At 42.9% G+C, this 15788-nt stretch carries 14 protein-coding genes and 2 pseudogenes; 9 read left to right on the forward strand and 7 right to left on the reverse strand.

The features are described from left to right. Window positions 1-217 precede the first annotated feature (217 nt). Window positions 218-1126 (forward strand): GGDEF domain-containing protein, encoded by a 909-nt coding sequence (locus KO531_RS03660; protein WP_219250408.1) that lies wholly within the window; start codon window positions 218-220, stop codon window positions 1124-1126. 160 nt (window positions 1127-1286) lie between these two features. Here KO531_RS03660 and KO531_RS03665 read toward each other — a convergent pair whose 3' ends face one another. Both KO531_RS03665 and KO531_RS03670 read right to left on the reverse strand, forming a co-directional pair. Beyond that, a complete protein-coding gene (locus tag KO531_RS03665; RefSeq protein WP_219250409.1) occupies window positions 1287-3476 on the reverse strand; it encodes an OsmC domain/YcaO domain-containing protein in 2190 nt (729 codons plus the stop codon). Window positions 3477-3734: 258 nt separating this feature from the next. After that, window positions 3735-3965, reverse strand: a complete 231-nt coding sequence (locus KO531_RS03670; protein WP_113939077.1) for a hypothetical protein — start codon at window positions 3963-3965, stop codon at window positions 3735-3737. Between the two features lie 309 nt (window positions 3966-4274). Here KO531_RS03670 and KO531_RS03675 point away from each other — a divergent pair, with 309 nt between their 5' ends. Next, complete coding sequence (locus KO531_RS03675) at window positions 4275-5939, forward strand: methyl-accepting chemotaxis protein (protein WP_219250411.1); 1665 nt, start codon at window positions 4275-4277, stop codon at window positions 5937-5939. Window positions 5940-6138: 199 nt separating this feature from the next. Then, complete coding sequence (locus tag KO531_RS03680; RefSeq protein WP_028759324.1) at window positions 6139-6318, forward strand: DUF6435 family protein; 180 nt, start codon at window positions 6139-6141, stop codon at window positions 6316-6318. A gap of 31 nt (window positions 6319-6349) precedes the next feature. Here KO531_RS03680 and KO531_RS03685 read toward each other — a convergent pair whose 3' ends face one another. Together KO531_RS03685 and KO531_RS03690 are read right to left on the reverse strand one after the other, a co-directional pair. After that, window positions 6350-6766: a ribosome recycling factor family protein gene (locus KO531_RS03685; protein ID WP_219250412.1), complete on the reverse strand. Its 417-nt coding sequence runs from the start codon at window positions 6764-6766 to the stop codon at window positions 6350-6352. Between the two features lie 430 nt (window positions 6767-7196). Then, on the reverse strand, window positions 7197-8081 hold the full coding sequence (locus KO531_RS03690; protein WP_219250413.1) for a LysR family transcriptional regulator: 885 nt from the start codon (window positions 8079-8081) through the stop codon (window positions 7197-7199). 99 nt (window positions 8082-8180) lie between these two features. Between KO531_RS03690 and KO531_RS03695 the strand changes: the two genes are divergently transcribed. From KO531_RS03695 to KO531_RS03705, 3 genes are all read left to right on the forward strand, one after another. Beyond that, on the forward strand, window positions 8181-8804 hold the full coding sequence (locus KO531_RS03695; protein ID WP_131523768.1) for a short chain dehydrogenase: 624 nt from the start codon (window positions 8181-8183) through the stop codon (window positions 8802-8804). Between the two features lie 137 nt (window positions 8805-8941). Further along, on the forward strand, window positions 8942-9187 hold the full coding sequence (locus tag KO531_RS03700) for a DUF3297 family protein (protein ID WP_006080205.1): 246 nt from the start codon (window positions 8942-8944) through the stop codon (window positions 9185-9187). Window positions 9188-9572: 385 nt separating this feature from the next. Then, complete coding sequence (locus KO531_RS03705) at window positions 9573-10103, forward strand: SMI1/KNR4 family protein (protein WP_173496734.1); 531 nt, start codon at window positions 9573-9575, stop codon at window positions 10101-10103. Window positions 10104-10292: 189 nt separating this feature from the next. Here the strand turns inward: KO531_RS03705 and thrS are convergent, their stop codons facing one another. Continuing rightward, window positions 10293-11546 (reverse strand): threonine--tRNA ligase, encoded by a 1254-nt coding sequence (gene thrS / locus KO531_RS03715; protein ID WP_346345240.1) that lies wholly within the window; start codon window positions 11544-11546, stop codon window positions 10293-10295. Window positions 11547-11750: 204 nt separating this feature from the next. On the opposite strand from thrS, the pseudogene KO531_RS03720 reads away from it, so the two are divergent. Beyond that, window positions 11751-11837 (forward strand): annotated as a pseudogene (locus KO531_RS03720) (DUF3297 family protein); the annotation flags it as partial. A 57-nt stretch (window positions 11838-11894) separates the two neighbouring features. Here the strand turns inward: KO531_RS03720 and KO531_RS03725 are convergent. Continuing rightward, window positions 11895-12710 (reverse strand): ABC transporter substrate-binding protein, encoded by an 816-nt coding sequence (locus KO531_RS03725; protein WP_247651519.1) that lies wholly within the window; start codon window positions 12708-12710, stop codon window positions 11895-11897. 86 nt (window positions 12711-12796) lie between these two features. On the opposite strand from KO531_RS03725, the pseudogene KO531_RS03730 reads away from it, so the two are divergent. Continuing rightward, window positions 12797-12877, forward strand: a pseudogene (locus tag KO531_RS03730) (DUF3297 domain-containing protein); the annotation flags it as partial. 161 nt (window positions 12878-13038) lie between these two features. Next, window positions 13039-13599 carry a DUF2726 domain-containing protein gene (locus KO531_RS03735; RefSeq protein WP_212599695.1) on the forward strand — a complete coding sequence of 187 codons (561 nt, stop codon included), beginning with the start codon at window positions 13039-13041 and terminating at the stop codon, window positions 13597-13599. Window positions 13600-14093: 494 nt separating this feature from the next. Here the strand turns inward: KO531_RS03735 and KO531_RS03740 are convergent, their stop codons facing one another. Further along, a complete protein-coding gene (locus KO531_RS03740) occupies window positions 14094-15422 on the reverse strand; it encodes an SGNH/GDSL hydrolase family protein (RefSeq protein ID WP_219250415.1) in 1329 nt (442 codons plus the stop codon). Window positions 15423-15788: the final 366 nt, after the last annotated feature.

The raw sequence follows: 15788 nt of genomic DNA on the forward strand, positions 1-15788 counted from the left end.
ACTCTGCGCCATCAAACGCTCTGATGCCTTGGTAAAATCGCGACGACAAATAAATTGTACGGCATATTGTTATGGTTTGTTGTTACCCACAAAAGCGGCTAAATTGTAATGAGTTCGCAGGATGCATTCGCAGCTAAAGCGCCAAAGAGTAGTTTATCTATGATAACTTGGACAAGCGGACTTAAGGTTGGGTGATTTTCCACAGGGATTTTAATCGATGATCAAAATAGAAGAAATGGCTTTAGTCCTTGATGCACTTCCTGATCCTACTTTTGTTCTGTCAAAAAGTGGTAAATACATTGCCGTCTTCGGTGGTAAAGATGACCGTTATTACCACGATGGTAGCGGCCTAATCGGCTTGTATCTTAACGATGTGTTAAAGGCTGATAAACTCAATTACTTTTTACAGGTTATCGAAAGTGCATTAACCAGCCGAAAATTACTGATCAAAGAATATGAATTGAGCAATAAAGATGTCAAAGGCTTACCCGATATAGGCCCCGAACAACCCATTTGGTTTGAGGGACGCATTCAAGCACTAGACTTTCTGGTTGATGATGAGCCAGTGGTGCTTTGGGTCGCCAGTAATATTTCCAAGCGGCATGAGCTTGAACTGCAACTTCGTCAACTAAGCGATACCGATCAACTGACAGGGCTTTATAACCGTCGCCGCTTAGAACGTGATTTAACCTTCCAATTCGATATATTTCAGCGCCACCGTATTCCCACCTCAATCTTGATCCTCGATTTAGACCACTTAAAGTCCATCAATGATCAGTTGGGTCACTATGCAGGCGATCAAATCATCATCGCAGTTGCCGAAACCTGCCGAACTCAATTTAGAAAAACCGATAGCGCGTATCGTTTTGGTGGCGATGAATTTGTGATTGCCCTACCTGGGGTAGAGCATTCGCAAGCGGTTGAATTTGCAGAATACCTCTGCGATTGCTTTTACACTGAACTGCAAAAATATGCGGTCAATGGCTTGTTTGCTACCGTAAGCATTGGAGTCGCTTCTATCGAACCATTGGATAAGTCCTATGAAGAAACGCTTAAGCGGGCTGATGCCGCCTTGTATCAAGCTAAACGTAACGGCAAAAATCGAGTTATATCAAATACAGCCTGAGTGGACTGAACATTTCAAACCACACATAGCAATAACAAGCGTCCTTAATAAGTGATAGCCACAAGTGCTCATAAGAAGCGCGAATCAAAAGAGCAACAAACAAAAAAGCGAACCAAAAGGTTCGCTTTTAAACACATTAAGCTAATGCCAAATAACAGAATTAATTCAGGTCTTTCGCAGCTTTACGGGCTTGATGCAGCTTCTTATAGCTTTCAATCAATCTTAAATGCGGCTCAATACCTTCGAGCTGCATGCTGGTTTTAGTTAAACCATAAAAACGCACTTTACCTGTGACCGAGCCAACGACATTATCCATCACTTCTTTACCGAACATACGGTTGAAGTTATGGATAAAATCATCAAGTTCTAACTCTTCATCTAAGGTCACTTCCAGCACAGCATTCATGGCTTGGTAGAACAGGCCACGTTTAACGGTATTGTCGTTAAACTGTAGGAACTCACCGACCAGCTCAATCGCGTCTTCGTGTGCACCGAGTGCCAAATAAATCAGGATCTTAAGCTCAATAATCGTCAGTTTTCCCCACACAGTATTTTCATCAAATACAATGCCGATTAAGGTGCGAATATCCGTGTAGTTATCGAGTTGGCTTTCTTCTAAACGGTTGACCAAATTAGCCAATTGCTTAGTGCTTAACGAATGCAGATTTAAGATATCTTCACGGTACGCCAGCGCCTTGTTGGTGTTATCCCAAATCAAGTCATCAACTGGATAAATCTCAGAATAATCAGGAACTAAAATACGACACGCCGATGCGCCTAAATCGGTAAACTCGGCGATATACACCTCTTTACCTAACGCTTCTAAGATCCCAAACAGGCCGTCAGCTTCTTCTTCGCTGGTGCCAGAAAAATCCCATTCGCAGAATTCATAATCAAATTTACTGCTAAAGAAGCGCCATGAAATCACTCCTGTTGAATCAATAAAGTGCTCAACAAAGTTTTCTGGCTCGCTGACCGCCATGCTGTTAAAGGTCGGTTTTGGCACATCGTTTAAGCCTTCAAAGCTACGGCCTTGCAGCAATTCAGTTAGGCTGCGCTCTAACGCCACTTCAAAGCTTGGGTGCGCGCCAAAGGAGGCAAACACGCCGCCAGTTTTCGGGTTCATTAAGGTCACGCACATCACTGGGAACTGGCCGCCGAGTGAGGCATCTTTAACCACAACTGGGAAACCTTGCTCTTCTAAGCCGTTAATGCCCGCGAGGATGCTTGGGTACTTTTCTAGTACAGACATAGGCACATCGGGCAGGACAATTTCTTGCTCAATGATTTGGCGTTTTACAGCACGCTCAAAAATCTCTGACAAGCACTGCACATGGGCTTCTTGCAGGTTATTACCCGCACTCATACCATTGCTTAAGAACAAGTTTTCAATCAGGTTCGACGGGAAGTAAACCGTTTCACCGTCAGATTTACGGGTGTAAGGAATCGCACAGATACCGCGCTTAATATTCCCTGAGTTAGTATCAATCAAGTGCGAGCCGCACAGCTCGTCATCTGGGTTATAAATCTCTAAGCAATAGTCATCGAGAATACCCGCTGGCAGCGCATCATCTTCCTCTAACGCAAACCACTTTTCATTGGGATAATGCACAAATTCGCTATTGGCGATTTCAGTCCCGAAGAATTGATCATTATAGAAAAAGTTGTTATTCAGACGCTCAATAAACTCGCCGAGTGCCGAGCACAGCGCGCTTTCTTTGGTCGCGCCTTTACCATTGGTGAAACACATTGGCGAAGCGGCGTCACGAATGTGCAGTGACCACACGTTCGGCACTATGTTACGCCATGAAGAGATCTCAATCTTCATTCCAAGATCGGCGAGCATGCCCGTCATATTGGCAATGGTTTGCTCCAGCGGCAGATCTTTACCCAGAATAAAGGTGCTCGATGCGCCATTAGGCTGGCCCATTAACATGGCATTGGCGTCTGAATCTAGGTTCTCGACGGTTTCAATTTTAAATTCTGGACCCGTTTGCACCACTTTTTTAACCGTACAACGGTCAATCGAGCGCAAAATACCTTCGCGATCTTTCTCCGAAATATCTTCGGGTAACTCAACTTGAATTTGGAAAATCTGGTTGTAGCGATCTTCTGGATCGACAATATTGTTCTGCGACAATCTAATGTTATCCGTTGGAATATCACGGGCTTTGCAATATACCTTCACGAAATAGGCCGCACACAGGGCTGACGATGCTAAGAAATAGTCAAACGGACTAGGGGCAGAACCATCCCCTTTGTAGCGGATTGGCTGATCGGCGGTCACGGTAAAATCATCAAACTTGGCTTCAAGTCTAAGATTGTCGAGAAAATTAACTTTGATTTCCATTGAATATGATTTCCACTAAATATGCGAGTCTGTAGCAGCCCATCGACCAAGTCGCGTCATTGGTAATGAGTCATTAAGGGGGAATTATCGGTGTTTTTGGCCCATTAGTCTTGGGTTAATTATGTTAAAAACCATAATCAGGGCATTTACGGCTGAGCTTGGTGGGTTGAATAGTAGGGTTAAGCGAGTACTTAGATTGAGAATCAAGAAGGCGAGGAAACCAATGAGTCGCAGAGTAACACTCTGTGCAAAAACACATTATGGATGTTTTTCAGTTTCGCGCTTAACCAACAGGAAGGTTAAATACATCTTAGTCGGTAATGACAAGGCCATGCCAAAGGCGACACACATGGCGCTGATAATAATCCCTTGCACGCCCATCGCCTCAACAGTTTCATTAAAGTTATGCAAGTAGATGCCCAGCGCAATAAGACAAATGCCTACAGTAATGCAGATTTTCAGCGTTAGGATCAACTTTTCATTTGTCACTGTTCCGCCCTTACCCTTCGCCGCTATGTAGCTTTGCTGCCGACCCGCTGCAAGTTTAGATATCTGCTCAAGGTTTGCAAAATCCTAGCCGCCATTTGCATCAAATTTAACTAATATAGTGAACGCATTTACCCCAGAGGGCCTTGATTAAAATCAACCCAAGTGACCCAACTTAACCCATAAGGCATAAGAAAAAGCGTATTTTTTGTCGTTTCCATTATATTTTTGTTAACTTAAGCACTTAAGAATATGGGAAATTAGCTATACTGCCCTGCAATAAAAGAGATGTTCATCATGGAGTCGTCAAGCATGTCTAATTTCAGCCTACGTAATAAATTACTGCTGTTGTCGTTATTCCCTTTAATTTTTACTTTGTTCGTACTCATGACAGTTTCTTACTATGTCGAACAAGACGCCCTTGCAGATGAAGTGACGACCTTTAGAACTAAGCTCATCGGTGAACGTAAAACACAAATAAAAGAAGCCACCGAAATTGCCGCAGGAATAGTGCAGTATCAATTGTCTTTAAAAGAAAATGGCAATGTAAACCAAGCGCTACGTGATATCCGTTTTGGCAGTTCTGGTTACTTCTTTATTTACGACTCCCAAGGTAAAAACCTGTTCCATGCCGTCATGCCCAACCTCGAAGGGCAAAATAAAATTGATATGACAGATCCCCGCGGCACTAAAATCATTGTCGGTTTACTCGATGCCGCTAAAAAAGGGGACGGTAACTTCTCGTTCTACTTTCAAAAACCCAATACCAATGAGCAAATTGAAAAAATCGGTTACTCCATGATGATCCCTGGCACAGACTGGATGCTGGGCACGGGAGTCTATATCGATGATATCGACACTGTCGTTGAGGATTATCGTGCGACGGTCACTGAGCAGATGATCGAAAAATCCTATGCCATTCTGTTAATTGCGCTGTTACTCGCCGCGATTACTACCGTTGTTATTCTGATCACTGCCCAACGTATGGTCGCGCCAATTAAAAATATGGCGGACAACTTAAACGATATCGCCAAAGGCGAAGGCGATTTAACTAAACGCCTCACAGTGAAAGGTGAAGATGAAATTGCACAACTAGGTCAATCCTTTAATCTGTTTGTCGATAAACTCCAAACCATCATAGGCGATGTGGCAAACGCGACGGCTAAAGTTAAAACCGCCGCCAACGCGATTCACGATCAAACCAAAGTCATGTCGAGCCAACTCATCAGTCATAACAATGAAACTGATCAAGTGGTTACCGCTATTACTGAAATGTCAGCCACCGCCAGCGAAGTAGCGCAAAATACCACGCAAGTGGCTGAAGCGACTCACGCTGCCACTGGCGATGTAGCCAATGCTCAGCGCTGCGTCGATGCTTCTTTAGAAGAAATTTCGGCACTCATGGCGCAAATCAACAATGCAGCGGGCAGTATTCAATCCTTGAGCGAACAGTCTAAAAAAATCAACAACGTGCTGTCAGTGATTGGCGGTATTGCTGAGCAAACTAACCTATTGGCATTAAATGCCGCCATCGAAGCTGCCCGCGCCGGAGAACAGGGCCGAGGCTTTGCCGTGGTGGCCGATGAAGTGCGTAACTTAGCGAGCCGAACGCAATCAAGTACTTTAGAAATCAATGAGATGCTATCTGAACTGCACAAGCTTGTCGCACTGGCAGTAAAAACGATGGAAGAAAGTCAGCAAAGCTGCGTGCGCTCGGTAGACTCTTCCCGTGCAATTTCTGAAAGCCTTGGTTCAGTGACATCGGCGGTCACGGCAATTAACGACATGAGCACCCAAATTGCGACGGCGGCCACGGAACAAAGCTCTGTGACCGAAGAAATCAACCGTAATGTGTTCGCCATCCAAGAGATAGTAAATGAGTTACTCCATTCCAGCGAAGATGCTGCCAGAGTCAGCCAAACCGTGTCGCAGGAAGGTATTAACTTAGGTAAGCTCGTCGGTCAGTTTAAGATTTAAAATATTTTCAATGGGTTGTAAGCTAAATAAGACATAGCAACCCATTAGTTTGCTGCAAATGTAAGATAAGGTCTCAGCCTTGCTAAGGCCGATGGCAGTGGAATTGAAGGATTGTGGGATTTTTTAATTTCAAAAAGTAAAACTTAAATCCCATTGCCTACGTATATAAGTCCAACTACCCAATCCAATAGAAATGGCCATGTTCTCAATATTTAAGAAAAATCCCTTAAAAAAATTAACTCAGCAATATAACGCCAAGCTTGAACAAGCTATGCATGCCCAGAGAAAAGGCGATATTAGATCCTACTCAATGCTGACCGCTGAAGCCGAGCAAATCGAAAATCAAATAAAAGTGTTAGAAACAACAAGCCATAAATAAACCTTCAAAGCAAAAACACTCAGCGGACAAACTACCAAGAGTCAGCTTGAAAACGTGCCAATCTGGCCTCTGTGACTGTGCATTGAGTCAATTGCATCAACTCACCTAAGGTAATCGCAGGGTTTTCTGTGATAAGCCGAATCAACTTAGCCTCTAAGGGCTCTAGCTTGTCCGCATGTTGCAGCAAGGCTGACTCCAACTTTTTGATAAGATAACCAAACTGGCCATCTTTAGCTGTTAACTGCTGCGCCAGCAATGGCTCACTTTGTAAATGCACACAGCAGGATTGGATCTTGATCGCCGCGCCAACAATGCACCAATTCCTTGAACGCCGCACACGCTTAAGCTCGCAATCATATTGGGTTGCAATCACTTGAGCTTGTTTAACCGCCTCCCGTCCAATTCGATGAATCAGCGAGGGCAGCGAGATACTAATGTCGTCGTTCATAACGCTTGGTTCATCGCCGCTCTTTTATGCCTGCATGGGAAAAGCATGCTCGACTTTAGATTCAAATACAAAAATTCAATGCGCGGCAGTGTACTCTGACTCACTTTATTCTAAAAGCTCCGCCCTCTGCCGGATAAGATTTGATGCGATGACGCTTTGATACCAATCGTATTAAATATCTGTTCATTCAGCGGGAGTTCAACGCGCTTTAGACAAGGCGAAGGCTTGAAGGCATAGTGGTGCTCTGTCGAAAGCCTTAAACGCAGTATAAAGCGTGTTGAAACCCGCCCTTCGGGAGCCTCACAGGCATCCCACTCCCGTGTTGCATTGACTTAAAAGGGAATGACCATTTCTGCGTCAATGCGCCTTGGATTGAAATGCCTGTGAGGCTCTGAACTGATTAGATATTTAATGTGATTGGTATGACTCATTAACCCACATATTTTGAGTGAGTTTCGCACCAAGTTTGTAGCTTATGTTGTAAATCGCGCAGCTTCTTTGGGTAATGGCTCTGCTTGGCATAAACCATATACAACTCATGTGGATAGCATTGCCATTGGGGAACGAGCAAAGTGAGTTTGTGCTGAGCGATATCCTCCTCTACCAAATAATAAGGCAGGCTAGCGATACCTGTACCACTCAAAGTAAGCAGATGCGTAGTGGCATAGTTTGAACTGCACAGTGCAGGCTCAAAAGTGAGCGTGAGACTGTCCCCTGCGAGCGGTTCAAACACCCACTGTGTTTCGCCCGAAGACAATAGACGATAATGGCGTAAATCATCAGGGTGACGAACCTCTGCGGCGGGATGTGCGGGCGCAGCCACTAAGACATGGCGAATTCTGCCAAGATATCTGGCGATCAGATTATCGCTGTGCGCAATGCTTGTTCTTAAGGCGAGATCAAACTTACCGAACTCAACATCTTGAACATTCTGCTCAAAACACAGTTCGAGTTTCACTTGAGGATACGCAGCAATAAACTGAAGCAGCATAGGACTCAGCAATTTTTTGCCCAGTTCCGTTGGAGCGGTGAATTTTAAAGTGCCACAGGAGTCCTGCGTTAAATCCTGCACTAAACGTCCAGCTTCATTGGCCAGCCTCTCGATTTCGCAGGCTTTACCATATAACGCTTGCCCTGCTTCGGTCATTGATACTCGCCGAGTGGTTCGGTGGAGTAATTGACAACCCATTTCATCTTCAAGGGATTTAACATGGCGCGACACTAAGCCTTTAGAAGCACCGAGTTGTTCAGACGCAGCGCTAAAACTGTGCATTTTGGCAACCAGCATAAATGACTGCAGATGAGTGAGATTCATCAATTAAACCTATTAACGAAACAATGTGGTGATTATATGCGCTTTTTCTATTTAATTAACCAGACTATCCTCAATTCGTATTCAATTTAGGAGCATGTCATGAAAATAGTCGTAGTGGGTGCATCAGGCACAATCGGACAAGCCATAGTCCGCTTATTCCATTCAACTCAGCATGAAGTGATTCAGGTAGGGCGAACAACGGGGGATGTCCTGATAGACATTCGGGATGAACATTCACTCCATCAAGGGCTAGAAAAAATCGGTAAAGTCGATGCAATGATTTCGGCCATGGGTGACGTCGTGTTTAAACCCTTCAACGCTATGACTCAAGCAGACTGGTATACAGGGCTCCAAAGTAAGTTATTGGGGCAAATACAGTTAGTGCAAATAGGTAGCCAATACCTCAACGCTGGGGGCAGTTTTACACTGACCAGTGGCATTATTGCCGATGTCCCAGTAAAAGATGGCATCAGTGCAGCCACAATCAATGGCGCACTTGAGCATTTTGTTACCGCCGTCGCGGGAGAATTACCTGCGCAGCAGCGAATAAACATTGTCAGCCCAACGGTATTAAGCGAGTCGTTAGCGAGCTATCAGGACTATTTTCCCGGTTTTAGTGCAATCAATGCCGACACATTAGCCAAGGTTTATTTGCGATCAGTCATGGGCAGAGAAAACGGCCGAGTGCTGAAAGCCTTTTCCAGCTGCGGCACAGTGTCTTAACAGCAGTGTCCTAACAGGACAACCTAACCTTGTAACGCAAGGCGCGTAATCAGTCACTGTTAAAGTCTTGAGCGTTGCGCTGGGATTGCCTACAATAGCGCACGCTTTTTCACTATAGACAACGACAGATCACGACCATGACCGACACAACATCATTACCTGCTTTACCGGATCGCCTTTCCGTTAACCCACGCAGCCCACACCATGTGGCAGAAATTTTCGAGCACGATATCGGTATTAAGCTCAACGGCAAAGAGCGTTTTGATGTCGAAGAATATTGCATCAGTGAAGGTTGGGTAAAAGTGCCAAGCAAATCCTTAGACCGTCGCGGCCAACCTCTTTTGCTCACAGTAAAAGGCACAGTTGAAGCCTTTTATCGTTAAGCTTTAGCGCAAAGAGCAGGATCATAACAACGGCCAATCTAATTGGCCGTTTTTGTTTGCCCAGCAGCAAGTGATACTAACTCAATACTACTTGCTGAAACTGCACCAGTGTACTGGCCTACTATTCGGAACAGCTATTTAGTCGATTTTTGGCGAAATGGATTAAATCAAATAGCATTATGCATGCCTACTTATTTGAATATCATCAAGTTTATTTGGGGATTCGCTAGAGAAAGCGTTAGAGAGAGGAGAAATAGTTGATGTCTCGGTAACTCCAATATATAAAGGTCCTTCCAGAATATCGGCAGGTATAACAGTAAATGCTCAAGATAGTGATGGTTTCTTTGAAAGCATTGCTCTTCTTAATCCTCGTGGAATGTAGATCATGACCCTATCAGTATTAAATAGCATTTTAACTCCCCCTAACTTCCCTAATGAATCTGGGATTGGTAAAGTTTGGCCTTCTATAGATGAAGGTCTTAGTTTTCCCAGGGATTACATTGCGTTTATTAATCGTTATGGCACAGGAAGAATTGCCGATTTTATAGCGATATTCAATCCATTTACTACGAATTGTGACCTTGATTTTTTTGAGCAGAAGAAATCAATCATTGAGGATTTCAATTACCTTAATAATGAAGACCCAGAGTATTTTAAATATAACCTCTATCCAGAAATTAATGGCCTTTTACCAATAGGCGTAACGGATAATGGTGATTGCATATTTTGGGTTGTTTCCGATCTAAAAGACAGTGAGACATGGGGCACTGCAATAATCGCATCTAGATCGCCAGATGTAGAATATTTTGATGAAAATATAACCTCTCTATTGACTGGTTTATTGTTAAGAAAAATAAGATCAGGATCATTACCTAATAGTTTCCCTCCTAAAAATGTTACCTTTGAAAAAATTTAAACAAAAAATAAATGGTCATCCGCAATAAATCATGGACCGCCGCGGCCAACCTCTTTTGCTCACAATAAAAGGCACAGTTGAAGCCTTTTATCGTTAAGCCTTAGCGCAAAGAGCCGGATCATAAAATGAGTAAAGGCTAGCCGTGGGAACCCTAGCTAGCCTTAGATAACAAACACCGCCTTCCTTAGGTTATTGTTTGCGCACTAGTTTATCCGCAAGATAGTCAGCTAATTCAGAAAGAGGGATGTGTGTCATCACACCGTCTTTGCGGCACTTAACTGACACACACTTCTCGGCCTCTTCTTTATCCCCAACCGTTAAGATATAAGGCACTTTTTGCTTGTGAAAGCGTTTCATTTTGCGGGCAACTGAGTTTTGACTGATATCAACCAACACTCGCATGTCTCGTGCTAAACATAGTGCGGCTAACTGACGGACAAATTGGCTGTTTGACTCATTTACAGAGGCAATAGCAACAGGTACAGGATGTAACCAAACAGGAAGGTTACCCTGTGAGACTTCCAAGAGAATCCCCAACCAACGCTCGATAGAGCCATACATAGCTTGGTGCATAATCACTGGCCGTTCGAATTCCCCTTGCTCATTTGTGTACTGAACATCGAATCTTTCAGGCAAATTGAAATCAAACTGGATAGTGCCACACTGCCAGCGTCTTCCCATAGAATCTGTCAGTGACAATTCAATTTTGGGACCATAAAAAGCCCCTTCGCCAGCTTGATACTCGGCATCAAAGCCCTCAATCTGGCAGGCTGAATCCAATAGCTTTTGTGCTCGGCACCATTGCTCATCGCTGCCTAATGCCTTCTCAGGTTTAGTCGATATTTTTACGTCTAAATTATGGTAGCCGTAATCACCATAAACCTGCTTTGCACGCTGGAGAAAACCACGTATCTCCTCCTCTGCCTGAGACCAACAGCAAAAAACATGGGCATCATCCTGAGTGAACTGGCGTGCGCGCAGGCAACCATTTAACGAGCCTGAGGATTCATTACGGTGCACCAAGCCAAACTCAAATAGTCGCAGTGGCAAATCTCTATGGCTATGTACCCCGCGCTTAAACAGCAAAATATGGGCAGGACAAGACATAGGTTTTAAAACATATTCATCCATGTTTTCCTTTCCGCCACCGAAAAACATGTTCTCTGCAAACATGTCCATATGCCCAGACGTTTGCCATAACTCCTTCTTCATAAAAACAGGCGTGTTCACTTCCTCAAAACCATTTCGGCGATACACGCGCCTCATGTGTTCTTGAATATCTCGGAATAACGCCCAGCCATTCGGGTGCCAAAAAATCATACCCGGCGCCTGTGGTTCAGAGTGAAATAGGTCAAGTTGTTCTGCAATTTCGCGATGTGTTTTCATCATTCTCTCCTGAGTAAAATCTGAGTAAAATCTGAGCGAAATACAAAACCAAGGTATAAAAAAACCCTCTGGCGATGTCGCTCAGAGGGTTTTTTTAAAGACGCAAAAAACTACCCCCCGAGAATTCTCGTGGTGGTAGTGGTGGTGTTAATTGCGCTTACGTATATTTTTTTCATGCGCCAGTAATAACAAATCATCCCTATCGCAGCAAGCATTTTGTTTATAAAAAAATAAATGGCAGACAAAATAAAGACAAAATAAATGGCCATCCATAATGAATTATTAGACCGTCGCGGCCAACCTCTTTTGCTCACAGTAAAAGACACAGTTGAAGCCTTTTATCGTTAAGCTTGCAAAGAGCTAGATCATAAAAACGGCCAATTAATATTGGCCGTTTTTGTTTGCCTATTCTACTTCTGCGGCTAAACCATAGGCCTGGTAAATCTGTTTTACACGGCCCGATGCAGCCATATCAAGCAGCGCCCGATTAAGTTCATCGAAAATAGCAGCATGGGTAGAGTTACGGGACATACCAAAATAATGTTCGATCCGATTCGACTGACGGTAATCGGCATAGCTAAAACGATCGTAACCGAGCTGCTTGAAGGCATTCTCAATGGCGGCACGATCGAGCACCACCATAGTGTCAAAACGCCCCATGATAAACATGCGAGCCATGTTTTCATCATCGGTAGACTCAATTTTACGTAGCGCGGGATCTGTATTAAAACGCTCAAAATAAACTGTGCCCCGTTTAACCCCTACAGTAACCTGATACAAATCCTCATAGGACTTAATCCGTCCTTCCTCGCCGGCTTTTACGAGAAACAAAATATCGCGAGTCTGAGTGCCGATAGGACCAAGAAACCGTACAAATGCCTCTCGCTCTTCGTCTCGTATCGTGCGCGGCACAATGTCGACCGTGCCTACCCGCAACTCATGAATGCTGCGTGCAAAAGGACGCGCGCTCCATTCGACGCGATAACCGACCTTAGCCGCCGCTTCCTCAAGAATATCCTTTAACGGACTCGTCATAGTATTAGTTCGCTCATCAAGCACCATCTCAGGAGGACGATGCCGAAAATCGGCACGCAACACGTTAGAAAAAGTAGCCGATTGCACCTCAGCGGCGACAATGATGCCCGCGAAAAAACCACAACCAAGCACACACAAAATTGCGTAAACAGAAGGCAACGAAACAAGGATACTTTTAAAATACATAGAGATACCCGCAAATTTATATGCTGCATTTAGCATAACTCAAAAAATCGAAAACTAAAGTGCATAAAACATTAAAATAAATGGCCATCCATAATGAATCCTTAGACCGTCGTGGCCAACCTCTTTTACTCGCAGTAAAAGGCACAGTTGAAGCATTTTATCGTTAAGATGTATGCGTACTGATAATATCGGTACGACTGTTGATGTAGTGGCTAACAAGATGTGATCACTACACTCAGAGACTCATTATTTTTGGCATAAAAGTACTAGCAGCTAACGGATATGTACTTAGCAAGTTACAATGACAATACTAAACAAGGATGTAATGATGAATTCGAATCAATTAATACTTATCGGGCTGGGTTTGGCGATTATCATTTTCGTGCCGCTACTCTTACGCATTTTCACTAATCTGCTTATCCCATCTTCAGATAATAACTATCGCTACCGTAAACAAGACGCCCTATTTTCCAGTGCTGAACGATCCTTTCTCGGGATATTAGATCAAGCTGTAGGCGAACAATTCCGAGTTCTGGGCAAAGTGCGTATCGCCGACGTTATCACACCAGAAAAAGGCATGAACCGCAAACACTGGCAAATTGCCTTTAATAGAATTTCAGCCAAGCACTTCGATTACTTACTCTGCGACAAAAATACACTTGAAGTTATCGCCGCCATCGAACTCGACGATAAAAGCCATAAGCAAACACGTACTCAGCAACGCGACCTCCTCATCGAGCAAGCCTGCGAAAGCGCCAAACTGCCATTAATCCGCTTCGATGCCAAACGCAGCTATCAGCTAGAGCTTATTCGCAGCACTATACATGCAGCCTTACCAGCAAAAACTCACGCAGCTGAAGAGTCGCCACTCATACTGACAGCGGACTAAACATAAACTAAATCCATGAACACTACACATCCTGAGTTTAAGGATGTTAAGCTTGACTCGATTTTTTACCCTTATGCTGCTTTTTGAATTCATGTACATCATGTAAGCGGGCAGCGCTTACTCGTCTAACAGCGCTTGAGATTTAAAGCGGCCTTCCCCAAACGCACCTTTAATACTTGTCTTCACGATTGGCCTTGCGAGCAATTTCTTCAATAAAACAAAGCATAAGCTAGCTAATACTACTTAGCAGCTCATTCTACTCGGCGAGCAACACGTCAAGTAACATGATTTCACCACTGTTCAAAGTATCAGCATTATTCGGGCAATTTAACAGCGGTGCTAAAAAATGCAAAAGATGTGGTTTTACTGGCTTAAATTATAACTGACTCAATTGACTCATGGAAGTAAAGCAGCTTTGACTGGCTTACCTCCATATTATTGATTATTTAGAGATATATTTAACCAAAATATCTTACTCGACGACTATTCGCCTGTTAATGACGATTAAAAAAACCTGTTTCAATAATCTTATCCGCAAAAACTTTATGCACGGCAGTCGTTGGATGAGTGATCCCCCAAAACAGATACTTATCAGAGCCATAGTAGGCACAATCTTTTGTTAAGCTGTGTGACAACAAATAATCCTTACTACTATCTCTATTGATATCTAAGCAAGCATCTGTGACATTAACAAAACCATACTCTTTAGGATTTTGAATAATTTCATCAAAGATAGAATGAGCATCAAACAGCACTAGATCTATACCTTTTGCTTGATACAACAGAGCCTGCTGTTTAATAAAGCCATTGAACTCTTCAATTTTTGATTTTATTTTCACAATGTTTTCTTGAGTAGAATACTTGAACTGTGGTGCACGCGTAGCATCAGGCAACGTGAATAAAATAATATGCTGAGCCCCGCCTTCATCAACTAAACGTTTTAACCCATCACTTAAATTCTGACTCACATCTTTAACCTCACGATCATAATTCATAAAATCATTAAGGCCAATTTCAAGTGTAAATAACGTATTTGCAGGCTGGTAATTTTCAGCCTTTTTTAAATAATGAAAATAGGATTGTATTTGATGACCTAAACCGGGAATAACCTTATATTCATCAATACCTGCGGCCCCGCCAACAGACCAATTATACAGAGGAATATTCTGCGATTTAGCCAAATATTCCGGCCATACAAATCCATTAGAAAAATGACCTAAAAACCAAGAGTTAGGATTTGGAAATCGCCACTCAGAACCATTAAATAAATTTCCCGTATCAGACAAACTATCACCAAATGCGATGATTTTGTTAATTTTATTCCCTTGATCCGCCTTATCTTGCGTCCAGATAGTCTGATTAAATGACAATTTTTCATTAGCAGCAAAGAAGGTAATATCTGCGACTTCGTTGCTTGAAACCCCTAATGTATCGACACACCGTTGCATGATTTCATCTTGTGACGTCTCTGTATAAAACATATTTTTACCCGAAAGCTTATGTCTCCAAGCGCCTTGAATAGAATAATATTCATCACTGTCCTTTTGCTTTGCCCACCTATGTTCAGTTGCAGGATTATTATGCGTTTGATCTAATCTATACCAACAACGAATATAAGTATGACTGTGACCAGCTTCCAAATGGTTATCTGGACCATCTGTCTCATCTATATTATTTATATCATCTATCTCATCGATATCCGCAGATCTAAGCGTTTCCAATATGCTAGTTTGGCTCTCCATATCATCCCTAAACGTTTCATTAGCAGCCCAAGCAGCTGAAAAAGGTAGGGTTAATGAAAAAAATAATAAAGCCTTATTCATACATTTCCTTAACAAAAATAAAATCAACACACATAAATTGGCCATAAAATTAAAATTGAGAAACCTAGTCATTCAACAGACTAATAAGTTTTGTCACAGCCAATATCAGAATAAATATTAAGTATGGGAGAATAATGATAAAAAACTCAAAAAAATATTATAATTAGTATGTTGACACCTGAAACTAGTCCGATGAGGTGATATAAAATATCCTTACTACGGGCAGTTATTTACATGAAGTGCTTAATCTTGTTTAACACTTGTGTAGATCGGCAAGTTTAGTAAGGAAAAATATCAGAATCTAAAAACGCGACGCGACAAATGATGCCTATCAGATCTTTTCCGCAGAGTAACTTGTATACAAGT

It is taken from the genome of Shewanella sp. NKUCC06_TVS, from assembly GCF_019345515.1.
Classification (GTDB): Bacteria; Pseudomonadota; Gammaproteobacteria; order Enterobacterales; family Shewanellaceae; genus Shewanella; species Shewanella oncorhynchi.